We start from the raw sequence: 22,423 nt of genomic DNA, 5'->3' as shown, positions 1-22,423 counted from the left end.
TCGGCATCTTCAGTCATAATAACCTTAACGCTTGCCTGTTCTTTGACAAGCAAGCGTATAAGGTTAGGAATCTTATAAGCCGCTATTCCAGCGGTTACTCCTATTAGTATCTTTTTTCCCTTAAGCGAAGGAATATTCACTGTTGTGTTTTTCATCAGTATAACGATAATAGATATCCCCATCCAGCCATTCCTTTACAGCAATAGCTTGTGGTTTAGGAAGTTTTTCGTAAAACTTAGAAACCTCTATTTGCTCTTTGTTCTCGAAAACTTCTTCCAAACTATCATTATTGATAGCAAACTCTTCTAGTTTTTCTTCCAATTCGCGCTTAATTTCAGCATTGATTTGCGAAGCCCGTTTGGCTATGATAGAAATTGCTTCATAGATGTTGCCTGTCTGGGCATCTATTTTGTTCTTGTCATAAGTAACGGTAGTTTGCGGCGCATCTATGCGTTTCAAATTTATCATAATTCACTTATTTTCTTTAGAATATCTTGGTACATTTTATCAGCCTTCCCCTTGAAATCGGTATCAGGGTAAGTACGAACAAAGGACTCGTAGTAGCTTTTGGCTTCCTCAAAGCGTTGTTTCTCCTTACTCTTGATACTGTTCTTTGCCAACTCATAAGCCGAGTGGAGGCGGTAGTACATGGCTTCTTCACGGAAAGTAGAGCCAGGGTTATCTATCAGGAAGTTGTCAAAGGACTTAATAGCTGCTTGATAGTCACGAATCTTGTCATAGCCCTTGGCTATTTCAAAACTCTTTTGTTGGAGCTTGTTAAGTAGTTCCAATACCATATTGTTGGCATCTCTCAGGTGTGCCCCATTGGGGTAGCGGTCTATATACTCTTGTAGTTCATCAAGGGCACTGTAAGTCTCATTTTGGTCTAAGCTGTACTTAGGAGACTCCCTAAAGTGGCATTCTCCCTTGAGGAAGAGCGCCTCTTCAGCCTTCTCACTACGAGGATAATTTTTTAAGAACCGCTCATACTGATAGGCGGCCAACAAATATTTTTTTCGCTTATAGAAGCTATCCGCATACATATACAAAGCCTCTTCCCCTTGAGGACGACCTATATAATAGGCGACGACCTTCTCCCATAGGCGTAGGCCACGGGTATAGTCACCCTTCTCATAGAGGGCTTTGGCTACTTGGTATTTGTATTCGTAATTGTCTGATTTCATGGCTTTTTGGTACTCTCCACAGGAGGAAAAAACCCATGAGAAAAGGCAGACAAAAGCCAGTACTTTTCCTTTTAGATTCATTGGGCAAAGATACGCATTTTTTTGATACTTCCAACTAATTATTAATTGTTAATTGTAAATTATCAATGTGTTAATAATACAGCACTTATATCAGTGAATAATTAATAACGTGAATTAATAGTTAAGCGCTATTTACTAAATTTTCTAAGACGCAATAAACTCACATCTCTACCCCAACGCTAGCTAAGATAATTCCTTATTAGCGTATTCTTCTGTAGAGACGCAATTTATTGCGTCTTAATCAATTAGGTTTATTGTAACCTAATTAGTTAGGTCTATTATTGTATCCTAATCAGTTAGTTTTATTAGTCACTAACAATTAACCATTAACCACTATTCAGGTGTATTCTTTAGGATTTCCAAAAGATATTTCCAGAATTTTTGTACAGACTTGATACTTACTCTTTCGTTAGGAGAGTGTGCACCAAGAATCGTAGGTCCGAAACTAATCATGTCGATGTGAGGGAAGTGTTCGCCCAAAAGACCACATTCCAATCCTGCGTGGATAGCAGCTACATTCGGCTCTTCTTGGAATAGACGTACATAGATTTTCTTCAAGACTTGTAGGATAGGAGAGTTAGGGTTAGGCTCCCAACCTGGATAAGCTCCGGTAAACTCTACTCGGTAGCCAGCCAATTCAAAGGCTGCGGCGAGACTATGTGCCAAATCCTGCTTACTACTTTCCACAGAAGAACGGGTCATACAGAGTATAGCTATCTTACCTGCTTCTACCTTTATATTGGCAACGTTGTTGCTGGCTTCTACCAAGCCCTCTACACTGCGGCTCATAGCATATACGCCACAAGGAGCAGCGGCTACTGCTCTAAGGAAAGCCACTTGTGCGCTGGCTTCCATCACTTTTTCAGGAGTTTTGGTTTCCTTGAAGGAGATAGAAAGGTTTGCTTCTACGGGTTGTAGTTCTTTGAAGATATGCTCAGCGTTTTCTTTGAATTCTTTTTCAAAGGCTGCTTGGTTTTTCTTTGGTACCACTACGATGGCTTCACTCTCACGAGGGATAGCATTGCGCAAACCGCCACCATGCAACTGTGCCAAGCGTAGCCCATGTTTTTCATATTGATGGAAGAGGACACGATTCATGAGCTTATTGGCATTGCCACGACCTAAGTGGATTTCCATACCACTATGTCCGCCCAAAAGTCCTGTTACCACTATGTGATAAGCCACAACATCGGAAGGGGTAGCTCCCTCTTTGTACTCATAATAAGCGGAAACATCTATTCCGCCGGCACAACCGATTTCTATTTCGGTATCTAGTTCCGTGTCAAGGTTTAGAAGAATTTCCCCTTTGAGAGCATCGGAGCTAAGTTTTTTAGCACCTGTCATACCTGTTTCCTCGTCGGTGGTGAAAAGCGCTTCTAGGGCAGGGTGCGCAATGGTTTTGCTTTCCAAAATAGCCATAATGGCAGCCACGCCCATACCATTGTCTGCACCTAGGGTGGTACCTTTGGCACGTACCCAATCGCCATCTATATAAGTTTCGATGCCTTGATTGTCAAAGTCAAAGACCGTGTCATTGTTCTTTTGGCATACCATATCCAAGTGAGATTGGAGGATGATAGGCTTCTTGTTTTCCAATCCAGCCGTAGCAGGTTTTCGGATAATCACGTTTCCATAGGCATCGGAAGTGGTCTCAAGACCTAGTTTCTTACCGAAATCCACCATGAAGGCAGTGATTTTTTGTTCTTTTTTGGAGGGACGAGGCACTGCGTTGATGTCCGCAAAGCGATTCCACACCTCTTTTGGTTCTAATTCTCTAATGGTTGTACTCATTATAAAACAGATTGAAAGTTAATACTTAACGAGCCTCTTGAGGCCTGTCTTAAATATAAAGACGAGCAAAGTTACGAATTTTTATTCAAATAGCATATAAAAAAAGGATTTTTCATTACCTTTGCCCTTAGCTTAAATAAGCAAGGAATAGCAATCATTATGAGAATATGTATCCTTAGTTTCTTTATTTTCTTCTGCTGTACGGCTTTGGCACAAAAGCTAATAGTTACGGGTGAGTTCAAGCAGAACTACAACTCCTTATGGCTTAGTGACAATATCCAAAGGGTACTCTTTCTATTGGAAAAAGGAAATATAGACCTGCCTGATAGTAAGGGGCATTACCTTAAGCTCAGCCCCAAGGATGCCCAGATACTGGGGAGGGAACGCATTTGGGTTATGTCCTTTATCAGAGGAATTGATCTGATATATGACACACCTATCACCTTTGAGCTATACCCTATACCTTATGTGTCAGGGGGCTATTATACTAAAAAAGCTACCTATACCGATGAGTCAGGAAAGCGAGTAACCGAAACATACAAAAATGCAACACCTTTCAATGAACTTTCACAGAGCAAGCTCAGTTCAGAAGAGTGGTTCTTAAGGCGCTTACTCCCTTTTCCCTTGCCTGAAGATCCTACACAGAAGGATTGGGAAAAATGCTGGGAGCAGTGGCAAAACTACCCTCTTCCTATCCTACAAGACCTCCCTGTACATAAGGAGATTTTTGAAAACAATATAAATATGGAGGTGATCTATGCCTTGGATAGCTATACGCATAAGGTCTATAGCCTTCCTGTAAAACCCGCCTATATCAATGGGGGAGAGCAGGTACTGATGTTTGACACTCAGAAGAACCAAGTAAAGCGAGGAACTACTTGGGCAAGGGAGCAGCCTGAGGCGGACAATTTCAACACACTCTATGTGGAGAGAGATACCCTCTATACCTTTACAGACAAGTTTGTATGGGCAAAATATGTACCCGAACCTAAGGGAGACAAGCTCTTCTATAGGCAAATAGCTTTAGCTAATAGGTCTTTGGAGGTTGGGAAATCCTGTGCTAAAGTCCCAGACAAGGAGATGGGGTATAGTGTGAGTTATACCTACGCGACCCATGATTATATGTATATACTTGTCCGAAAGAGGAATACAGAGGAATATCAGCTACTGATTATAGATACCCGAACAGGGAGATCGCAAGCCCTTATCTCTGTCAATGCACTGCTGAGAAATCCTAAGGAATTAGAAAACTATATGGGCTATTATATAGCCGCAGAGAATTTTGCAATACTGATGCGAACAGAAAAAGGGGTTTATCACTTGAAATTCAACGGCTCAAAGCTTATAGAAAAGATATTCTTAGGAAAAGACTTCAGAAGGGGAGCTACTTATCTGAGCTGGGGACAGAAGCAGTGTTATGGAGATATAACCTCCGATACGACCTTTGACTTCTATACCATAACCTCTCCTTCCAAAGAGCATAGGGTGTCTTTGCGGGATAAGTCCTATGATACCAAAGAAATAGCACACGATAAGGATGCTATTGTGGCTTTCTATGAGTATTATGACGGCTTTTTCAGCGGACTAAAGATGCAACACCTTGATAAAGATACACAAGCACTGAAGGGGGAAAGCACCTTGTTATATCAGTATTTCCCAGTGGAAGAATGGAAACACTTAAAATCATTAAAAGTCTTCAAGATCAATGGGCAATGGCATGCTTTCTTTGTCAAAGGGAATGAATATTTTTGGGTCAAAGCCGAATAATTTTGTGATTTATGGATATAAAGAATTTTTTTGGGTCAATAATAAAAAAGCAGGTCAATATAGATCTCAGTGATTCAGGGCTGCTCATCAATAACGAACTTTTGTTAGAGTTTTCCCTTCCATACCCGCCAACTAAGTAATAGTTTTAGTGGAGAGCTTATTGTTGCTATTGCCAACGAAGCTAAGAAGTTTTTATAAGAAAGTAATCTTTCCTTCTCTCTAAAAATTCCCCTAACTCCCTTACCAAGTTAGGGGAATTTTCATTATCTTTGTCCTCCATTCGAATATGTGAGACACTGTCTCACCTATTTGAAAACATAGCAAAATAATAACATATACAAAAGTATATTAAGATAATTATAAGAACAATGATAAGATATATAATATTGACTTTCTTCTTCTGCTGTACGGCTTTAGCACAAGGTAGCGTAGTTACAGGTGAGTTCAAGCAGGAGTATCGCACGATTAACCTCTATCGCAATATCCGAAAAGCACTCTTTGTATTAGAGAAAGGCAATGTATATTTTCTTGAGGATAGCGCCTATTTCCTTAAGCTCAGCCCCTTGGATGCTAAGAGGTTGGGGACTTCTCATATCTTGTTGATTCCTCTCTTTGGGGACAAAATTACCTACAAGTACGATATCCCTATTTCTTTTGAGATACTCCCGATTCCTAATGCGCCTGATGTCTATTATACTAAGAAAGCCTTCTATACCGATGAGCAAGGCAAGAAAATAACCCTCTCTTATCCTGAAGAACTGCCCTTATCCCCTATGGAAAAAATCAAAAAAGGAATCCCTATCTACTATCGAGAGATTAATAATAGAGATGACTTTCGGGATATCCCCCAATGGATAGAGGCTTTGTCTAGCAAACAAGAAGTAACTACCATAGGAATAATGCATTGGGACGGAGTGGATAAGGATGGGAAAATGGTTGGAGGTTCCAAGGAATATAAGGAACAAGAGCTAATGAGTGAGTTAGCCCAAGAAAAGTTAAGCTCACTAAGCTATCTTCTAAAAAGTATTGTTCCCTTACCCAAGAAGCCTACCCAAGAAGATTGGCGGAAATGGTGGCAACGGTTCCAAAAACAGCCTTATCCAATGCTGCAAAACCTACCTGTCCATATAGAAAATTTTGAGAAAGATATTGTTGACTATAGGCTCTATGCCTTGGACAAGGATACCCAAAAGGTATATAGTCTTCATCAGAATCCTTCGTATGGCAAAGAACAGCTCTTGGTGTTTGATGTTCAAAATGACAAAGTAGAACGAGGACGTATCTATTCGAAAGAGCAGCCTGATGCTACTGGTTTTGAGACTTTTTATGCTCAAAATGATACACTATATACGCTTAATAGTCATTTTGTTTGGGCAAAATATGTTCCTAAAAGGGTGAATGATTCCCTCTTCTACCAGCAGATAGCCTCTGCTGATGTCGCCCCTGAGCCTAACAGGTCTTATCGTAAGGTTTATTATCAAGATATTGAATATAAAATAGTACAGTGCTACACCACTGCTGAATGTATGTATTCCCTTGTGCAAAAAATAGATACAAAGGAGTTTCAAGTGATGACGCTTGATACTAAAACAGGGAAGATAGAGGGGAAGATACCGCTCAACCCTTTATTGGGGCATCCTAAGCAGTTAGAGCACCGCACACAACATATTGCCATAGGAGCGACAGATGACTTTGTATTTCAGTTGAAAACAGAAAAGGGAGTCTACTTCCTAAAGTGCAATGCTACCAAGCTACTTGAAAAGACCCTTTTAGGAAAGCAATTTGAGTGGGGAACTACTTATCTAAGCTGGGGGAAAAAGCAGTATTATGGAGATATGGATGCTAATGATACTTTTGACTTCTACTCTATTGCCTCTCCTTCCCAAAAGCATAGTGTATCTTCGCCGGATGATATCTATGACACCCGAATTATGGAGCAGGACGAAGAGTCTGTTGTGGCTTTTTATGAGTATTATGATGGCTTTTTCAGAGGGCTCAAGATGCAGCGCCTTGACAAAGATACACAGGCTCTAAAGGGGGAAAGTATCTTGTTATACCAGTATTTCCCTGTAGAGGAGATGTCAAGCGAAAATAGCCTATCCACACTAAAAGCCTTTAAAATCAATGGACAATGGCATGTCTTTTTTACTAAAGAAAACGAATATTTTTGGGTCAAAGCCCAATAATTTTGTGATTTATGAATATAAAGAATCTTTTTGGGTCAATAATAAAAAAGCAGGTCAATATAGACGTTAGCGATTCAGGGCTGCTCATCAATAACGAACTTTTGTTAGAGTTTTCCCTGTCTCGCCTTACAGAAGCCTTAGGCAAACCTCGGATCACTCCCATAACGGAAGAGGATTCTCCTTATAGTGCTATGTACTTATGGGACAGTTTGGGTATTTATGCTTTTGAGAAAAAGGACGGGACCCTAGCCACACTTGCTTGTAGGGTAGCGGAGGATAAGGATTGGCAACGTACGGTAACCTTTGATTATTTTGCCCTGCGTCCTAAGGGACTCTTTACGGGGGATTTTACCATAGCAGGAAAATCTCCTTTGTCCTATATCTCCAAGGAGCAAAGTATGGATTCGTTCGGGCTTGATATAGCGTTAGATAGTTGGAATATCAGCTGTCTCTATACCGAAAAGCTAAGTAATGACCTTGAAGACCTTTCTAAGAAAGCAATAGCGGGGCGTGTAGCACAAGAGGTGATGCCTTTTCGTGATTACGAGGTGAGTTATATCCCCAATGAAGTTGATTCAAGTAAGGAGAAAGATCCCAACAAGTGGGCTTTCCCTTTGACAGAAGAAAAATGTGTGCAGTTTAAGAGCTTTAATTTCAAATTGGCTGTTGTACAGGAACTGATGTATGTCCAAGAGGTACTAAGACCCAAGTTTGATGTATATGATTTCTGTGAAAACTATACCGAGCGTGACATAGACCCAGAGGAGTATTACTTTGAAGTGATTCCTGAGGTAAAGAAATGGTTTATAGACTTGCCCATTCCCGCTTCCTTGGTAGCTTTGGTTACAGAACTCTATTTTGATGGAGGCAATGAAGTATATGCACAGTTGATACCTTTTTGGGATGGAGAGGACGATGTGTTTGACATAGAATCACTTACCGAGGAGGATATCTCTCAGCTGCCTAATCTAAAAACCATTGACGGCACGGCTATCCTTATGTCTGAGCAGGTAAAAAACTTATGTAAGAGCAAAGGAATATCATTCGCTGATGAGTCAATTAATTTACCAACCACTAACCACTAACCACTAATCACTATTCTTATGAGGACACTTGTTATAGGAGATATACATGGTGCTTACGCAGCACTGCTTGAGGTCTTGGAGCGGGCACGAGTTACTGCTGACGACCTCCTGATTTTCTTAGGGGACTATGCCGATAGGGGCAAGCATACCCCTGAGGTGTTGGACGAGCTTATTGCCCTGCAACAGACACACCAAGTGATTTATCTCAGGGGTAATCATGATGCTTTGTGCTGTGATTTTCTCTTGGGAAAACCCATGTCCGACCTTTGGCGTTCCCACGGGGGCAAGGCTACCGAAGAGGCTTACAAAGACTACTCTAAGGAGGATAAGCAACCACATATTGACTTCCTTCAGTCACTTAAGAATTACCTCTTGGATGGGCAAAACAGACTCTTCCTACATGCAGGTTTCACCGATCGTGGGGGAGTGGCACATGAGTTTTTTACAGAAAACTTCTATTGGGACAGAACGCTTTGGGAGTTAGCCCTTGCCACCCCTGAAGATATGCCTCCTACCGATCCCTATTACCCCAAAAGATTATCGCTATATAAGGAAATCTATATAGGACATACGCCTACCCTTAACTATGGTACAGATCAGCCTATGTGTCGTCACCATATATGGAACCTTGATACAGGCGCAGGCTTCAACAAACGCCTTACTATTATGGATATAGAGACTAAGGAATATTGGCAAGTAACGGTTAATGAATAGTGCAAGTGACGAATAATTAACAATTAACCATTGATAATTAACAATTAAAAATTGTATTTTTGCTTTTCCTAAAACTCAAAATTCAAATGGATACTATCATACAAAATCTTAAGCATGTACAACAGCGCATTGATGAGGCTTGTAAGGCAGCAGGCAGAGACCCCAAGGAAGTCAAATTGCTTTTGGCAACCAAAACAGTAAGTACTGAACGCATACAGCAGGCGCTAGCGGCTGGCTATACCCTCATTGCAGAAAATAAGGTACAAGAACTCAAGGAAAAATACGAAGTCCTAAAATCAACCCCGCATACCAACCACTTTATTGGTCACTTACAGACCAATAAAATCAAGGATATCCTCAAGTGTGAGGTGAGCTGTGTGGAATCCCTTGACCGTTACGACTTGGCGGAGAAGCTTCACCAGAAGCTTTCCCAAGCAGGACGTGAGATGGACGTATTTATCCAAGTGAATACCTCTGGGGAAGAGAGTAAGTTCGGTGTGGCACCCGATGAAGCTTTAGAACTCACCCGACAGGTAGCTCAGTTGCCTACTCTACATATCAGGGGACTGATGACCATTGGGCTTTTCAGTGCTGAAGAGGACAAGGTACGCAAGTGTTTCCAGCTGCTCAAGCGTATCCAGCAAGAGATCATTGCCCTGAACCTCCCTGATGTACAGCCCCATGAACTCTCTATGGGCATGAGTGGTGACTTGGAGATCGCCATAGCCGAGGGTGCTACTATCGTTAGAGTGGGTACAGCTATCTTTGGCCAACGCATTTACCCTGATAGCTACTATTGGAACGAGCAGAAAGCATAGCCTATGCACTATATAGATGTAGTCCTTCCCCTGCCACTGCGCCCTGCCTTTACCTATGAGGTCAATGAGGAGCAAGCCGCTTTCCTACAAGCTGGAATGCGGGTAGTGGTGCCTTTTGGGAAATCTAAAATCTATACGGCTATTACTATCAAGGTGCATGAACATACTCCTTCATATCCTACCAAACCCATTGAGTTTATCTTGGATGAGGCTCCTGTGCTCTCTGCTAGGCAGTTACAGCTGTTTGCTTGGGCGAGTGGCTACTACCTAAGTACTTTTGGTGAGCTACTCAAAATAGGCATGCCCTCCTCTCTGCTTTTGGAGAGCGAGACCATGGTGGAGCGTACCGAACAGACAGTAGCCACCGATACCCTTTCCGATGATGAGTTCTTGGTATATGAGGCACTAGGACAAGCCTCTTCACTTTCTACCAAGGAGGTAGGGAAAATCCTCCAAAAGAAAAATCCCATAGGAGTACTCAAGCACTTGATAGAAAAAGGAGTAGTGCGACTCAGCGAGAAAATTTTTGAGAAATACCAACCCAAACTTCAAAAATACCTTCGACTCTCTCCCTCCTATGAGGGGCAGGAGGCACTTGGCGCCCTCTTGGACGGAGATATACTTAAAACCAAAGCCCAACAGAAGCTCCTATGGGCGTTTGTGGCCTTACGTGCGCAAAAACAAACCCTTATTACTGCTGAGATGCTTTTGGAAAAGGCAGAAGTGGGCATGGCAGTACTCAAAAAAGTTATTGCCTATGGGGTGTTGGAAGTCTATACCGAGGCAGTGGATAGGGTATCCTTTGCCTCTGATAGTGATACCTTAACTCTTAGCCCTGCTCAAGAAAAAGCCTTGCAGGAGATAGAAGTATCATTTGCTGAGAAAAACACGGTGCTACTACATGGAGTAGCCGCATCGGGGAAAACTCAGATTTATAGCAAACTCATAGAACAAACCCTCGCTCAAGGGAAGCAGGTGCTTTACCTGCTGCCTGAAATAGGCATTAGCGTACAGCTGACCAACCGTTTGGAGCACTTCTTCGGGGATCAGATGAGTGTCTATCACAACAAATACTCAACTCATGAGCGGGTGGAGGTGTGGAATAATGTATTGGCTCAAAAAGAGAAAGCCCAATTTGTTCTTGGGGTACGCACAGCGGTCTTTTTGCCTTTCCACAACTTAGGCTTGGTGATTGTGGATGAGGAACATGATCTTTCCTACAAGCAAGCCGAAGGGCAGGGCAGCTACCAAGTACGCGATGTAGCGCTGATGTTGGCTCACTTACATGGGGCAAAAACCCTTTTGGGTTCGGCTACGCCTTCGGCGGAGAGCTATTACAATGCCCAAACAGGAAAGTATGGTATGGTAAGGCTTACCGAGCGCTTTGCGGACACCCAACCACCTCAAGTGGAGCTGATAGATCTGAAGGAGAAAACCAAGAAAAAAGAGGTACAAGGGCACTTCTCCGATACCCTACTTCAGGCAATGGAGCAAACCCTTTCACAGGGGAAGCAGGTGATTCTCTTGCAAAACCGACGAGGGTATGCGCCTTATTTGCAGTGTGAACACTGCGATACCATTCCCCAGTGTCCTAACTGTGATGTCTCTCTGACTTATCACCAACTACAAAACCAACTCCGTTGCCACTATTGCGGTTATACCATAGCCAAACCTGTGAGTTGTCCCGCTTGCCAGAAACACAATACGCTACAAACCAAAGGTTTAGGTACTGAAAAGGTAGAGGAAGAGCTGCTGCAAATCTTCCCCCAAGCCCGTATAGCCCGTATGGATATGGATACGACCAAGGGCAAATATGGCTTTGAGAAAATCATTCATAATTTTGAAAAGGGAGAGACGGATATATTGGTCGGTACCCAAATGGTCAGCAAGGGCTTAGACTTTCCTCGAGTGGGATTGGTAGGAATTATGAATGCCGATATCTTCCTTTATCAGCAGAATTTCCGTGCCTTTGAGCGGGGGTATCAGCTGCTGGCGCATATTGCAGGTCGTGCAGGTCGTAAGGACAGTGTGGGACAGGTATGGATACAGACCTATAACCCTTTCCAAGAAGTACTGCAACAAGTAAAAGAAGGTGCCTACGAGCAGATGATTACCCGACAGCTACAAGAGCGCCAGGACTTCCATTATCCTCCCTTTTACCGGCTTATAAGGATTATCTTCAAGCACAAAGAACAACAGCGGATAGATGAGAGTAGCCATTGGTTTGCCGAATCCCTGCGCTTAGGACTTTCCTCTCATGGTGTGGAGGTTCTAGGGGCTGAGTTTCCCTCTATCTCCCGTATTCGCAATGAATATATCAAGCATATCTTGCTTAAGATTCCTCCCAAACTCTCTCTAAGTTGGGTTAAGGAATATATCCTACGGCTGGAACAGCGTTTTTTCTCTGTAGCTGCCTTCCGAGCTGTACAGCTCTCTTATAATGTGGATATTTGATAATGGTTAATTGTTAGCATAGTAAAACTTAAAAGATGAAATACCTCTATTTACTAAGTTTAGTTGCCTTATTGTACGCTTGTAGAATTGTAAAAACAAGTGCTTGTAGCTCTTACAATGTCATCAACATAGAACATTGGGGAACTCATGAAATAGACAAAAAGGAATTTGTCTTATATGAGTATGATACGCTTAATGTTTTTCTAAAGACAATAGATATAGAGGAGGTAAGAGTGTACAATAAGACAGGAACAGACCCAGACTATTATGGTTCTATGAGCCTCTTTTTAAAGACCCCTTTATGCCCTGATAAAAATTACAAATTAGTTATATCTGACTCTTTGCAATACAATATTCAAGAAATAGATATGATTAGTTTTTATAAAAGGGCAATGTTGTCAAGAGTCCATTTCAAGGGCATCAGATCATATAAGGTGAATCAAACCAAATGCTCTCCCAAAGAACCTCGAACTATTCATTTTGATAAAAATATAGCAGTTCCCTTACATTAGATAAAACTTTTCACTATTCACTCTTCACTCTTCACTTTTTCGTATTCTATTACTTCCATTTGGGAGATATGACCCTCATGAATCTCAAAGCGGAGCATGGTACGGCTTTTCTGTTGGCCATACTTACCAATAGCTCCTGGGTTGAGGTGTAGGAGCTGATACTTCTTGTCATAGATGACCTTGAGTATATGGGAGTGCCCACAGACAAAGAGTTGGGGTTTTACTTCATGGAGTAGTTCGGGGATTCCCTTGGCATAGTGGGAGGGGTAACCCCCTATATGGATCATCAGCACCCGCATACCCTCACAGTCAAAGACCTGTTTTTCAGGGAAAAGGGTACGTATCTCGGTGCCGTCAATATTGCCATAGACCCCTCGTAAGGGCTTGACAGCTTGGAGCGACTCCGCTACTGAGAGGGAACCAAAATCGCCTGCATGCCATACCTCATCTACCTCTTTGGCGTGTTTTAGGATCGCCTCATCCATATAGCTATGGGTGTCGGATAAGAGTAAGATCTTCACGGTGAGTGTTTTAGATTTCTATTTTTTCCATAGTCATAGAGCGGGAACCCTTGATAAGGAAAAAGGTATCAGAGAAAGGGTGTTGCCTGAGGTAGTCGTTTATCTCGGTCAGTGTCTTGAACTTCATAAAGTTAGTTTGCGTCTGGTAGAAATTATCTCCCAATAGCAGTACCGCATCCCATGAGTAGGCTGCAATATCATCTACCAATTGCTGGTGTTCTTTTTGGCTATAAGCCCCCAATTCCTTCATATCGCCCAAGATAAGTACCTTATGTGGAGCCTTGATCTCCCCAAAAGCCTCAATGGCTGCGTGCATACTTGTCGGGTTAGCATTGTAGGCATCCATTAGGATTTGGTTGCCACGGTCTTTTTGGACAAACTGAGAACGGTTATTGCTAGGTACATAGCCTTCTATCCCACGGGTGATAGCCTCCTTGGATAGCTTGAAATAGTTACCTATACAGATGGCTGCTGCGGCATTCAGTGCGTTGTATTTGCCTATCAAGTGGGTAGGAATTGTAGTATCTCCCCAAGCGAGTTGGACAAAAGGTACGCTCTCTTTAACAGAGAGTTGGAGTGGAGCCTTTTCATTGCCCTCCAAAGAAAAGCAGTAGGTTTCACTGTAATCTTTGAGCAAATCTGCTTGTAGTTCATTGTCTTGACAGAAGAAAATTCGCTTGCCTGCCTTTTTTAGGTAGTTGTAGAGTTCACTTTTGGCCTTGACCACTCCCTCGAAGGAGCCAAAACCTTCCAAGTGGGCACGGCCAAAATTGGTGATATAACCAAAGTCAGGGTTGGCTATCTGACAGAGAGCTGCAATTTCCCCAGGGTGGTTGGCACCCATCTCTACAATGGCGATATCGGTATCGGGGGTAAGGCGTAAGAGTGTCAGCGGTACTCCTATGTGGTTATTGAGGTTCCCTTCGGTCTTGAGTGCACGGAAAGATTGGCTCAGTACGCTGTATATCAGTTCCTTAGTAGTGGTCTTTCCATTACTTCCTGTTAGGGCAATAAGGGGGGTAGCCAGCTGGGTTCTATGCTCGTGGGCTAGGGCTTGCAAGGCATTGAGAGTATCCTCTACCAAAATAGCCTGTGGTAGGGAAGCAAATTTTTTGTTATCAACTACCACATATTTAGCCCCTTTCTCTATGGCTAGAGGTGCAAACTCATTGCCGTCAAAGGTTTCCCCTCTGAGGCAGAAGAAGAGTGTATCACACAAGTCCTTACGGGTATCAGTAGCGACTCCCGCACATTCTTTGAATTTTTCGTATAAGTTGGACACTTTGATAATAATTTAATGAATAGTGAAAAGTGAATAATGATTAACTTCTAACAACTGCTCTATCCAAATAGTTCAGCGTGAGAGCCTAAACGGAGTAAAGATATTTCTTTTTCTTCTTCATATTCTACCCAGATAATAAGCAAATCAGGTTCTATATGGCATTCTAAAGCGCCTTTATAATTTCCAGTCAAGAGATGAGGTTTCATCTTTTTAGGAATACCACTTACTCCTTTATTTTTCAAAATACTTAGAACCTCAGTGATTTTTTTAAGTTTCTGAGGTTGCTTGGATATACCTTTTAAATCCTTTTTGAAGGAAGTAGAATATTTAAGCCGAAAAACTATTTTTTCTTCTGTTTCTTCACTACTCATCTTCTAAAATATCTTTAATCATTTGATCTACATCGGTATATCCTTTTAGAGCATGTCTATTCTCTTGCATTTCTACAAAAGCTTTATGAGTTTCCTCATTAGGTGTAGCAGTTTCTATGGGTAAATCCTTTTTCTTCTTTTGGATGGCAGCCTTTACTTCCTTTTCCTTAGCATTAAGAACCTTTACTTTGAATTGTCTAAACAAAGGTTCAAAAATATGAAAATCGGTAGCTTTGTTGAATTCTATAGTGATTGTCTTCATAAAGTTTTTAGTTTTTTTAGTTTTGCTACTGGTTCAGCCTGCAAATTTACGAAATTGAAAAGCGAAAGTCAAGAAATTTGGTGATTAGTTTTTAAGAGCTAATTCTGCCCTCTGACCACTGACCACTGACTACTAACTACTAACTACTAACCACTTTCTTATAGACAGAAAGGCGATTGGGGGCTTTGGAAAGGTATTCAGGGGAGAATATCGTAACAAAATCACCTTGTACTTCTTTGGTATGTCGTTTTAGGGTCTCTATTTCATAAAGGGTTTCCTTAGTACAGAGTTTATCAATCTGCTGCCAATGGAGGGCACAAGTATGCACGATGATAGGAATCTGTACCTCCAAGCGTAGGTCATAGAAAGCATAAGGGGTGCAAGTACCTGAACGGAAGCCCATATGGGTAGGGTAGCACATGGTGTAATCCTCCTTGAACTCTGACTCGGCCAAGTTGCGGTAAAGCTCAGGTAAGGGCAGCAGGTTGTTATTGGCTCGGAATCGGCGGACAGGTCGGTTGATGATATTGATCATACGTTCTCGTTCCATTGATAGCGTTTCCTGTCGAGAAATAGCATCATAGGAACCTAAGATAGATACAATGGCATAGTCTGCCACGTGTTTTATCAAGTATTTGTATTTCACATTGTTATACGAAAGTCCTTGATCATAATAGTTATAATCCCCCAATAGGAAAAAGAAAGTCGGGTATAGCTTATGAGTTTGAAAATACTCAATAAGGGTTTCGTAAAAATCATAAGGGTCTTTCTCCCTACCTGTAATCACACGGCAAAGCTCTGAGAGTTGCGACCATTGGAGGGTAAAGAGCAGTGCAAGCCCTCTGAGTAGCGTACGCATAAAGCCCTTGTGCTTGTATTTGAAGGCTTTAGGAACTTCTATTACGGAAACAGTGGCACCCTCGCGCGGGGCAAACTCCAGCGTGGGGTATTTCTCCTGCAAAGCTTTCTTAAGACGAGCCACCCAGATATCTACAATAGGAATCTCTAAAAAATGATGTTGGAACCCCACACTATCGGTAGCTGCAAAAGGAGTGTTGGGATGTGCTTCGTGGTGTAGGTATTCCTCATAACGACTCAGCAGATAGAAAGAAGCTGAAAGAATATCAAAGGGCAGGTGTCCCTTCTTGGTAGCGAAGAAATAAGGCACTTCTTCCCACTGCTCCACAAAAAGTTCCACAGGCTGTACGCCCTTTTCGTAGAGTAGGCCAAAGTTTTTGATAAACAGCTCATTACCAATAGGAGATTTGGCATAGGAGAGCTTGCTCTCGTCGGATTTGACGAAAGTCTCCAAATCAGTAGTAATTTCAATGTTAAGCCTCAACATCTTGACAAAAATATGTTCACAGATGTACATAAAGCGAGGGCTTTTCTTCTCCGTATAAATCAGTAACATGACGGCTGCTTTTTCAGGGACAAAAATACGAAAAAATAGTGACAAGATAGAGGGTAGTGATGGATGAATAGTGAAATTTTTTCTCTTTGAGAACTGGTTATTAATTTGTATCTTTGCCAAAAAATAGAATAATTATGGAGACAGATACTATTTTACTAAAAGAAAAGTTAGATTTTCATCAGTATCAGTTGGCAGTCAAAGCCTTGTCTGATATAGGAATAGAAGTAGAGCCGCTATATAATCCTTATGCTGTCTATCAGGAAGATAAGATAAGTATAGAGCAGTCTAGAGAAGATTTTAAAAACGGAAGAATCAAAGATAATGAGCAGGTTTTAAAAGAAGTAAAGCAAAAATATGAGAGTATTTTGGGCTGATACAGCTACTTATGAATTAGAACAAATCTTGAGCTATTGGACTATTCACAATATGTCAACAACATATTCTGATAAGATACATGCAGAGGTTGTCAAAGCCATTAATGATATTAAGAATAATCCTAATTTCTCAGGGAGATATATAACAGAATTAAGAGCCTATCAAAAGCTAATCCTAAAAGGCAAGTTCTCTCTATTCTATGAGATAGAAGAAGTGGAAGGAGAAGAAATTATACATATAATTAGGTTCAGAAGTAATAGACAGAAACCTCTATATTAACGTGAGTTCAATATAAAAATAAACAGTAATTCTTCAAATAAACCCTTTTAAATACAGGAAGTTATTGTAATTAAAGGTAAGATTTTTCTCTTTTTTAGGTGGATATTCAAAAAAACATTAGGTAGTTTCAGAAAAAGATTGTATCTTTGCCGCTGAAAATAATGGGGGATTGGCGCAGCTGGCTAGCGCGTTTGCATGGCATGCAAAAGGTCACGGGTTCGAATCCCGTATTCTCCACATCTGAAGGTAAAAAGTAAAAGATAATAGGTAAATTATTTTTACTTTTTACCTTTTACTTTTTATTTTTCAATATGCTTGGTTCCATTATAGGTGATATTGTGGGTTCTCGCTATGAGTTTGCCAATATTCACACGACTGATTTTGAGTTATTTACTCCTTGTAACGATTTTACCGATGATACGATATGTACCATCGCCATAGCCGATGCGCTTCTTCTAAAAGAATCTTTTAAGGATCGTCTGCTCTATTGGTGTAGGAAATATCCTTCGCCTATGGGGGCTTATGGAGGGCGGTTTGCTCAGTGGATACGTAGTGCTGATCCACAGCCGTATAACAGCTTTGGTAATGGCTCCGCCATGCGGGTAGCTCCCTGCGGTTGGTTGGGTAGCTTGGACAAGGTGCTAGAGGCCGCCCGTCTTAGTGCCGCTTGTACTCATAACCACCCTGAAGGGATCAAGGGCGCTCAGTGTGTGGCTCATGCCATCGCCTTGGCGCTCAGCGGTAGCGGAAAGGACGAAATCAAGCAAATAGCCACCGAAACTTATGGCTATGACCTCTCTACCAATTGTGATACCCTACGGGTGAGCTATTCCTTCAACGAAACTTGCCAAGGTACGGTTCCGCAAGCCCTTATTTGCTTTTTAGAAAGCTACGATTTTGAGAGCGCTCTACGCTTAGCCGTCTCCATAGGAGGCGATAGTGATACCCTTGCCGCTATTACAGGCGGTATAGCCGAGGCTTATTACGGTATTCCCAAGGATATAGAAAACCAAGCTCTTACTTACCTACCTCAGGAATTTCAGCAAGTGATATGGGAGTTTAGGGAGAAAGTAAAAAACAACAAAAAGAAGCTACCTTTTTAGGTAACTTCTTTTTGTTATGTAACAAGGTATATAATTAGACTATGGGATTGCTTGAATTTTGTCAGCAAATACGCCCCATTTTCTATCGTTTTTATAAGTATCTACACTTGCAGCAGGTACATAGATATGAGTGAGAGCAGTGTTTTTAAAGGTTATCTCTCCTATAGAGGGTGGAGTAGTAGCTTTAATAGTAAGTGTAGTAAAGTTTGTTCGATTCTCAAAAGCCCAAGATCCTATAGTGGTAATTTCCTCTAAAAGAGTAGCACTTTTTAGATTAGTACAATTTCTAAATAGAGCATTTTTGAGTGTTTTAGGGCCAAAGGTAACTTCTTTCAAGTTTTCACAATTTTCAAAAATCCAATCTCCTAAATTAGTTACACTCTTAGGTAGAGAGGCTGAGATAAGACTTTTACAGTTAGAAAAAGCACTTGATCCTATATAGGTAATCGTTCCGGGAATGGTAATAGTACTTAGCCCACTACGACTGAAAGCATTAGCATTGATGGTGGTTACTGTGCTGGAAAATAGGATTTCCTTTAAGGCATTGCAATTCTCAAAAGCCCAACTACCAATGGTCGTTACCCCTTTTAATAGAGTAACTTTTTTGAGACTTGTACAATTATTAAACAGATTACCTTTGAGTGTTTTAGGTCCAAAGGTTACTTCTTCTAAGTTTTCGCAGTTTTCAAAGACCCAATCTCCTAGATCAGTTACGCTTTTAGGTAGAGAGGCAGAGGTAAGACTTCTACATTTAGAAAAAGCATAGCTACCTATAGAGGTGACGGTTTCAGGTATGGTAATAGTGCTTAACCCGCTATAACTAAAAGCATTAGCGTTGATGGTGGTTACTGTACTGGAAAATAGGACTTCCTTTAAAGCATTGCAATTCTCAAAAGCCCAACTACCAATAGTCGTTACACCCTCTAATAGGATGACTTTTTTAAGACTTGTACAGTTATTAAACAGATGACCTTTGAGCGTTTTAGGACCAAAGGTAACTTCTTTTAAGTTTCCACAGTTTTCAAAAACCCAATCTCCTAAATTAGTTACCGTTTTAGGAATAGAAGCAGAGGTAAGACTATTACAGTTAGAAAAAGCATAGTTACCTATATAGGTAATGGTTTCAGGTATGGTAATAGTACTTAGCCCACTACGACTGAAAGCATTAGCATTGATGGTAGTTACTGTACTGGAAAATTGAACTTCCTTTAAGGCATTACAATTCTCAAAAGCCCAACTACCAATGGTTGTTGTTCCTTCTAATAGAGTGACTTTTTTGAGATTGGTACAGTTATTAAACAGATGACCTTTGAGCGTTTCAGGTCCAAAGGTTACTTCTTTCAAGTTTCCACAGTTTTCAAAAATCCAATCGCCTAAATTAGTTACTGTCTTAGGAATAGAAGCAGAAATAAGATTTTTACATTTAGAAAAAGCATAGTTACCTATAGAGGTAACGGTTTCAGGTATAATAACAGAGGTGAGGCCTGTTTTTGAGAAAGCACCTCCTTTGATAGTAGTTAAAGTTTCAGGAAAGACAATAGTTTTTAAACTATTGCGATCTTCAAAAGCCCAAGAATCAATGGTTGTTACTTGGCTTAATAGCGGGTGGGCTTTCATGTCCAAGGTAGTACGAGTAGTATTATTCCAGCGGACAAGAGTTTTCCCATCTTCACTGAGTGTAAAGTCCGCTGAGGTAATAGGTGGTTCCGGATTAGGTTGTGGAACTTGTGGCCGTTGAGGGCTTTGTGGGTTCTGAGGATTTAAGGGGTTTTCCTCATGAGTAGTGGTAGCATTTTCTTCACTTTTGCTACAGTTGGTGATAGTCAAGCTTGTAAGGACTATCAGCGATAAGATTAGTTTTTTCATCTTGGTGAGGGTTATTATATTTCTTTATTGTTAGTATAACATGTCTATACTTAGATTGATACTTACCCAAAGAGAGCAATTTTTACCCGCCCAATCCTTAATGAGTTCAAAATCCCTTGGTGGAGGTAGATTTCTCTTGATAAAAGTACCTCTAAAGGATTGTGCTCTAACACTAATAATTGTATTGGGAATAGTAATTGAGGTTAAGTTACTATAATGGCGGTAGAAAGAGGAATCTATGAACTTATTTTTCTGGGTTAGTATTCCCCTCTCTTGCTTAGGTGTCTGGATTAGATGATTGTAATCCAGTATATTGAACTTGTCGTCTAAGGAATGGAAGATGATTCCAAACCTTTTGTTTATTTCATTCGGAATACTATCAGATAAGTATCCTCTCTCTAAAGGAAAGTTGGTGATATGAGTTGAGGCAAACAAAGTATAAGAATTGATAATCAGAATACTTAGTAAGACTAAGCAAAAGAAACTTTTCATGACTTTAAGTGGTTTTTATTTCTCTTATGTATGAAAGTAAAGTCGTTTCTTTAGGATAAACAAACGACTTTACTAATTCTTTTACCAATTATCTTGTTCAAGAATACTTTTGATATCTCGCTTGAAAAAATCTTCAATATCACTTTTAGCTCGAGTTTCCACTAAAGTACCATTTCTTCTATAGATAAAATAAGAGGGATCTGACATACCTGAGGAACGAACCACCAAGTTTTTTCCATTACCGGGGCATTTGAAATCAGCAGCAACGATCTCATACTTAGCACGATTATCCTTGAAGGAAAGCTGTATAGTGATATAGGCATCTATATAGTTCTTTGCTAAAAGTTCTTCTATATAGGTGATTTTAGGAACATATACTTGCCATTTTAGGCGTTCGTATTTTTCATCTTCTAAGACCTTTCCATTAATCTTTCCAATATGTTTTACAGCACTGTTGTACAATTCCTTAGCACTTTTTCCATCAGATTTTATTATAACAAAATCCTTGTTTGTACCTCTTTCTAAAATCCCTTCTTGAGAAATTTCAAATTCCTGTGCATATACTACAGAACTGATAGCAATGCAGCATAGTAATAAAAATTTATTCATCTGTCTTTTTAATATAAATTATTCATACCTACTCTGTTAAAGGTTTTTCGGTTACTACCTTTTTCTGCTCTCTTCGGATAGAGCGTATAACGTTATATACTTAGTTATATCGCTCTACAGTCAGAAAAAAACGTGAAGCATTCCTTCATACTTGATTTCAGTAGCCCGACCAAAGGCTATAAGTGCAAAGCAAAAGGAATGCCCACGTTCTACCGTAGGCATTTCCACTTTTACTTTTCCTGCACTTTTTGAAAAAATTGGTCGTATTTCTGAAATCAGGAAAATTGTAAAGCGAAAAGCTAATTTATATTTTAAAGGTTATTTTTTTAAATCATAGTTAAATGGGATACTAAACAGCGGCAAAATTACAAATTATTTTTCAAAACAAAACACTTTTAAGTGTTAAATTTTTAGATTTTTTTGAACATTACTATTCTCACACCAAAACAGCCTCTAAGGCTTCTTTGGTCTTTACTTCTTCTTTAAGAGCCTTGGCTTCTTCTGCAGTTTCTTTAGCATTCTCCACCATTGCCCATGCCCATGCTTCGGGGTCTTCTGTCCTTAGACTATCCAAAGCCTGCTGTATGGCTTGTTCTTCTGCCTCACTTTGGGCTTCTCTGTATTGTAAGCGTAGTGCTTTTACTTTTTCAAACATAATATTCGTTTTACTTACCTAAGTCCTTTAATTCTTCTATTATTCTTTCTATCTCAAAATCAAAAGCATTCTTAATTTTTTGTCCTCTTGAAGTAACTTCTTTGTAATTTTCAAGATAGAATTTTAAATCATTTAGTAGTTTTTTCTTCCTTTTCTTCTCTTCATTAGATAACATGTTTGTTCTAAATTTAGCTCCACAAAGATAGTACCATTTTACTAAACAAACAAGTCTTTAAAAATATTTTTTGCTTGGAGAGTGAAAATATCATATTTATCTGCCATTTTTTCACAACACAAATAATTGATAATCAAAATTAAAATTTGTTTTCTTTCTAAGAACTATTTTAAAAACTGACAATTTGTCACGTTTTAAACTTTGGAATAATTCTTGAGATAAGGGTTAGTGATTAACCATTAACAATTAAAGAAATGAATTTTAATAATTATACCATTAAGTCCCAAGAGGCTATTCAGAGAGCGCAGCAACTCGCTCAAGGTCTCGGACAACAAGATATCCAAGTGGAACATATCTTCAAAGGAATACAAGAGGTAGATAACAATGTACTGCCTTTTATCCTTAAAAAGTTGCAAGTCAATACCAC

General features: G+C 40.3%; 25 protein-coding genes and 1 tRNA gene. 12 read left to right on the top strand and 14 right to left on the bottom strand.

Features of this window, described 5'->3' with window-relative positions; translation table 11 throughout:
- The 4 genes from Q0625_RS00720 to Q0625_RS00705 all read right to left on the bottom strand — a co-directional run.
- Nucleotides 1–155 (bottom strand): flavoprotein (locus Q0625_RS00720; protein ID WP_298822989.1); only part of this gene is annotated, 155 nt, incomplete at its 3' end.
- Nucleotides 121–468 carry a DNA-directed RNA polymerase subunit omega gene (locus Q0625_RS00715; RefSeq protein ID WP_298822987.1) on the bottom strand — a complete coding sequence of 116 codons (348 nt, stop codon included), beginning with the start codon at nucleotides 466–468 and terminating at the stop codon, nucleotides 121–123. The genes Q0625_RS00720 and Q0625_RS00715, both read right to left, overlap by 35 nt.
- Nucleotides 465–1,265: an outer membrane protein assembly factor BamD gene (gene bamD, locus Q0625_RS00710; protein WP_298822986.1), complete on the bottom strand. Its 801-nt coding sequence runs from the start codon at nucleotides 1,263–1,265 to the stop codon at nucleotides 465–467. The genes Q0625_RS00715 and bamD overlap by 4 nt, the downstream gene beginning before the upstream one ends.
- A gap of 333 nt (nucleotides 1,266–1,598) precedes the next feature.
- A complete protein-coding gene (locus Q0625_RS00705) occupies nucleotides 1,599–3,056 on the bottom strand; it encodes an aminoacyl-histidine dipeptidase (RefSeq protein WP_298822985.1) in 1,458 nt (485 codons plus the stop codon).
- Between the two features lie 159 nt (nucleotides 3,057–3,215).
- On the opposite strand from Q0625_RS00705, the gene Q0625_RS00700 reads away from it, so the two are divergent.
- The 7 genes from Q0625_RS00700 to Q0625_RS00670 all read left to right on the top strand — a co-directional run bounded on the left by Q0625_RS00700 (nucleotide 3,216) and on the right by Q0625_RS00670 (nucleotide 12,592).
- On the top strand, nucleotides 3,216–4,823 hold the full coding sequence (locus Q0625_RS00700) for a hypothetical protein (RefSeq protein ID WP_298822984.1): 1,608 nt from the start codon (nucleotides 3,216–3,218) through the stop codon (nucleotides 4,821–4,823).
- A 368-nt stretch (nucleotides 4,824–5,191) separates the two neighbouring features.
- On the top strand, nucleotides 5,192–7,009 hold the full coding sequence (locus Q0625_RS00695; RefSeq protein WP_298822983.1) for a hypothetical protein: 1,818 nt from the start codon (nucleotides 5,192–5,194) through the stop codon (nucleotides 7,007–7,009).
- Nucleotides 7,010–7,020: 11 nt separating this feature from the next.
- A complete protein-coding gene (locus tag Q0625_RS00690) occupies nucleotides 7,021–8,094 on the top strand; it encodes a hypothetical protein (RefSeq protein ID WP_298822982.1) in 1,074 nt (357 codons plus the stop codon).
- 18 nt (nucleotides 8,095–8,112) lie between these two features.
- The gene (locus tag Q0625_RS00685; protein ID WP_298822981.1) at nucleotides 8,113–8,808 is read left to right on the top strand and encodes a metallophosphoesterase family protein; all 696 of its coding nucleotides are present in this window, start codon (nucleotides 8,113–8,115) and stop codon (nucleotides 8,806–8,808) included.
- An 86-nt stretch (nucleotides 8,809–8,894) separates the two neighbouring features.
- The gene (locus Q0625_RS00680) at nucleotides 8,895–9,626 is read left to right on the top strand and encodes a YggS family pyridoxal phosphate-dependent enzyme (RefSeq protein ID WP_298822980.1); all 732 of its coding nucleotides are present in this window, start codon (nucleotides 8,895–8,897) and stop codon (nucleotides 9,624–9,626) included.
- 3 nt (nucleotides 9,627–9,629) lie between these two features.
- A complete protein-coding gene (gene priA / locus Q0625_RS00675) occupies nucleotides 9,630–12,080 on the top strand; it encodes a primosomal protein N' (protein ID WP_298822979.1) in 2,451 nt (816 codons plus the stop codon).
- Between the two features lie 35 nt (nucleotides 12,081–12,115).
- On the top strand, nucleotides 12,116–12,592 hold the full coding sequence (locus tag Q0625_RS00670) for a hypothetical protein (RefSeq protein WP_298822978.1): 477 nt from the start codon (nucleotides 12,116–12,118) through the stop codon (nucleotides 12,590–12,592).
- Between the two features lie 17 nt (nucleotides 12,593–12,609).
- Here the strand turns inward: Q0625_RS00670 and Q0625_RS00665 are convergent, their stop codons facing one another.
- The 5 genes from Q0625_RS00665 to Q0625_RS00645 all read right to left on the bottom strand — a co-directional run bounded on the left by Q0625_RS00665 (nucleotide 12,610) and on the right by Q0625_RS00645 (nucleotide 16,442).
- Nucleotides 12,610–13,113, bottom strand: a complete 504-nt coding sequence (locus Q0625_RS00665) for a metallophosphoesterase family protein (protein ID WP_298822977.1) — start codon at nucleotides 13,111–13,113, stop codon at nucleotides 12,610–12,612.
- 10 nt (nucleotides 13,114–13,123) lie between these two features.
- Complete coding sequence (murF, locus tag Q0625_RS00660) at nucleotides 13,124–14,395, bottom strand: UDP-N-acetylmuramoyl-tripeptide--D-alanyl-D-alanine ligase (protein WP_298822976.1); 1,272 nt, start codon at nucleotides 14,393–14,395, stop codon at nucleotides 13,124–13,126.
- Nucleotides 14,396–14,454: 59 nt separating this feature from the next.
- Nucleotides 14,455–14,766, bottom strand: coding sequence for a type II toxin-antitoxin system YafQ family toxin (locus tag Q0625_RS00655; protein ID WP_298822974.1), 312 nt, complete (start codon nucleotides 14,764–14,766; stop codon nucleotides 14,455–14,457).
- Entirely contained in the window at nucleotides 14,759–15,028 is a 270-nt protein-coding gene (locus Q0625_RS00650; protein WP_298822973.1) for an antitoxin, read from the bottom strand. The genes Q0625_RS00655 and Q0625_RS00650 overlap by 8 nt, the downstream gene beginning before the upstream one ends.
- Nucleotides 15,029–15,167: 139 nt before the next feature.
- On the bottom strand, nucleotides 15,168–16,442 hold the full coding sequence (locus Q0625_RS00645; protein WP_298822972.1) for a polysaccharide deacetylase family protein: 1,275 nt from the start codon (nucleotides 16,440–16,442) through the stop codon (nucleotides 15,168–15,170).
- A 134-nt stretch (nucleotides 16,443–16,576) separates the two neighbouring features.
- Between Q0625_RS00645 and Q0625_RS00640 the strand changes: the two genes are divergently transcribed.
- The 4 genes from Q0625_RS00640 (at nucleotide 16,577) to Q0625_RS00625 (ending at nucleotide 18,199) form a co-directional block, all read left to right on the top strand.
- Nucleotides 16,577–16,816 carry a toxin-antitoxin system, antitoxin component gene (locus tag Q0625_RS00640; protein ID WP_298822971.1) on the top strand — a complete coding sequence of 80 codons (240 nt, stop codon included), beginning with the start codon at nucleotides 16,577–16,579 and terminating at the stop codon, nucleotides 16,814–16,816.
- A complete protein-coding gene (locus Q0625_RS00635) occupies nucleotides 16,797–17,096 on the top strand; it encodes a type II toxin-antitoxin system RelE/ParE family toxin (protein ID WP_298822970.1) in 300 nt (99 codons plus the stop codon). Before Q0625_RS00640 ends, Q0625_RS00635 begins: the two co-directional genes overlap by 20 nt.
- A 163-nt stretch (nucleotides 17,097–17,259) precedes the next feature.
- A tRNA-Ala gene (locus Q0625_RS00630) sits at nucleotides 17,260–17,333 on the top strand.
- 74 nt (nucleotides 17,334–17,407) lie between these two features.
- On the top strand, nucleotides 17,408–18,199 hold the full coding sequence (locus Q0625_RS00625; RefSeq protein ID WP_298822969.1) for an ADP-ribosylglycohydrolase family protein: 792 nt from the start codon (nucleotides 17,408–17,410) through the stop codon (nucleotides 18,197–18,199).
- Between the two features lie 39 nt (nucleotides 18,200–18,238).
- Here Q0625_RS00625 and Q0625_RS00620 read toward each other — a convergent pair whose 3' ends face one another.
- From Q0625_RS00620 to Q0625_RS00600, 5 genes are all read right to left on the bottom strand, one after another.
- Nucleotides 18,239–20,065: a leucine-rich repeat domain-containing protein gene (locus Q0625_RS00620; RefSeq protein WP_298822968.1), complete on the bottom strand. Its 1,827-nt coding sequence runs from the start codon at nucleotides 20,063–20,065 to the stop codon at nucleotides 18,239–18,241.
- A gap of 30 nt (nucleotides 20,066–20,095) precedes the next feature.
- A complete protein-coding gene (locus tag Q0625_RS00615) occupies nucleotides 20,096–20,557 on the bottom strand; it encodes a hypothetical protein (RefSeq protein ID WP_298822967.1) in 462 nt (153 codons plus the stop codon).
- 81 nt (nucleotides 20,558–20,638) lie between these two features.
- Nucleotides 20,639–21,166, bottom strand: coding sequence for a hypothetical protein (locus Q0625_RS00610; RefSeq protein WP_009642032.1), 528 nt, complete (start codon nucleotides 21,164–21,166; stop codon nucleotides 20,639–20,641).
- A 436-nt stretch (nucleotides 21,167–21,602) separates the two neighbouring features.
- Entirely contained in the window at nucleotides 21,603–21,821 is a 219-nt protein-coding gene (locus Q0625_RS00605; protein ID WP_298822966.1) for a hypothetical protein, read from the bottom strand.
- Between the two features lie 10 nt (nucleotides 21,822–21,831).
- Nucleotides 21,832–21,996 (bottom strand): hypothetical protein, encoded by a 165-nt coding sequence (locus Q0625_RS00600; RefSeq protein WP_298822965.1) that lies wholly within the window; start codon nucleotides 21,994–21,996, stop codon nucleotides 21,832–21,834.
- 254 nt (nucleotides 21,997–22,250) lie between these two features.
- Here Q0625_RS00600 and Q0625_RS00595 point away from each other — a divergent pair.
- The coding region (locus tag Q0625_RS00595; protein ID WP_298822988.1) for a Clp protease N-terminal domain-containing protein at nucleotides 22,251–22,423 on the top strand (173 nt) is incomplete at its 3' end.

The sequence above is a fragment of the uncultured Capnocytophaga sp. genome (assembly GCF_938029845.1).
Lineage (GTDB): Bacteria > Bacteroidota > Bacteroidia > Flavobacteriales > Flavobacteriaceae > Capnocytophaga.
The sequence above is the reverse complement of the archived record's forward strand: the minus strand, read 5'-3'. Positions and strand labels throughout refer to the sequence as shown.

What these genes read in the sequence shown, in the direction of transcription:
- Q0625_RS00700 (WP_298822984.1), top strand. Translation starts at nt 3,216, where the DNA reads ATGAGAATATGTATCCTTAGTTTCTTTATTTTCTTCTGCTGTACGGCT.
- Q0625_RS00680 (WP_298822980.1), top strand. Translation starts at nt 8,895, where the DNA reads ATGGATACTATCATACAAAATCTTAAGCATGTACAACAGCGCATTGAT.
- Q0625_RS00695 (WP_298822983.1), top strand. Translation starts at nt 5,192, where the DNA reads ATGATAAGATATATAATATTGACTTTCTTCTTCTGCTGTACGGCTTTA.
- Q0625_RS00640 (WP_298822971.1), top strand. Translation starts at nt 16,577, where the DNA reads ATGGAGACAGATACTATTTTACTAAAAGAAAAGTTAGATTTTCATCAG.
- Q0625_RS00605 (WP_298822966.1), bottom strand. Translation starts at nt 21,821, where the DNA reads ATGTTTGAAAAAGTAAAAGCACTACGCTTACAATACAGAGAAGCCCAA.
- bamD (WP_298822986.1), bottom strand. Translation starts at nt 1,265, where the DNA reads ATGAATCTAAAAGGAAAAGTACTGGCTTTTGTCTGCCTTTTCTCATGG.
- Q0625_RS00705 (WP_298822985.1), bottom strand. Translation starts at nt 3,056, where the DNA reads ATGAGTACAACCATTAGAGAATTAGAACCAAAAGAGGTGTGGAATCGC.
- Q0625_RS00645 (WP_298822972.1), bottom strand. Translation starts at nt 16,442, where the DNA reads ATGTTACTGATTTATACGGAGAAGAAAAGCCCTCGCTTTATGTACATC.
- Q0625_RS00715 (WP_298822987.1), bottom strand. Translation starts at nt 468, where the DNA reads ATGATAAATTTGAAACGCATAGATGCGCCGCAAACTACCGTTACTTAT.
- Q0625_RS00625 (WP_298822969.1), top strand. Translation starts at nt 17,408, where the DNA reads ATGCTTGGTTCCATTATAGGTGATATTGTGGGTTCTCGCTATGAGTTT.
- Q0625_RS00690 (WP_298822982.1), top strand. Translation starts at nt 7,021, where the DNA reads ATGAATATAAAGAATCTTTTTGGGTCAATAATAAAAAAGCAGGTCAAT.
- priA (WP_298822979.1), top strand. Translation starts at nt 9,630, where the DNA reads ATGCACTATATAGATGTAGTCCTTCCCCTGCCACTGCGCCCTGCCTTT.
- Q0625_RS00650 (WP_298822973.1), bottom strand. Translation starts at nt 15,028, where the DNA reads ATGAAGACAATCACTATAGAATTCAACAAAGCTACCGATTTTCATATT.
- Q0625_RS00685 (WP_298822981.1), top strand. Translation starts at nt 8,113, where the DNA reads ATGAGGACACTTGTTATAGGAGATATACATGGTGCTTACGCAGCACTG.
- Q0625_RS00620 (WP_298822968.1), bottom strand. Translation starts at nt 20,065, where the DNA reads ATGAAAAAACTAATCTTATCGCTGATAGTCCTTACAAGCTTGACTATC.
- Q0625_RS00600 (WP_298822965.1), bottom strand. Translation starts at nt 21,996, where the DNA reads ATGTTATCTAATGAAGAGAAGAAAAGGAAGAAAAAACTACTAAATGAT.
- Q0625_RS00670 (WP_298822978.1), top strand. Translation starts at nt 12,116, where the DNA reads ATGAAATACCTCTATTTACTAAGTTTAGTTGCCTTATTGTACGCTTGT.
- Q0625_RS00610 (WP_009642032.1), bottom strand. Translation starts at nt 21,166, where the DNA reads ATGAATAAATTTTTATTACTATGCTGCATTGCTATCAGTTCTGTAGTA.
- Q0625_RS00655 (WP_298822974.1), bottom strand. Translation starts at nt 14,766, where the DNA reads ATGAGTAGTGAAGAAACAGAAGAAAAAATAGTTTTTCGGCTTAAATAT.
- Q0625_RS00615 (WP_298822967.1), bottom strand. Translation starts at nt 20,557, where the DNA reads ATGAAAAGTTTCTTTTGCTTAGTCTTACTAAGTATTCTGATTATCAAT.
- Q0625_RS00635 (WP_298822970.1), top strand. Translation starts at nt 16,797, where the DNA reads ATGAGAGTATTTTGGGCTGATACAGCTACTTATGAATTAGAACAAATC.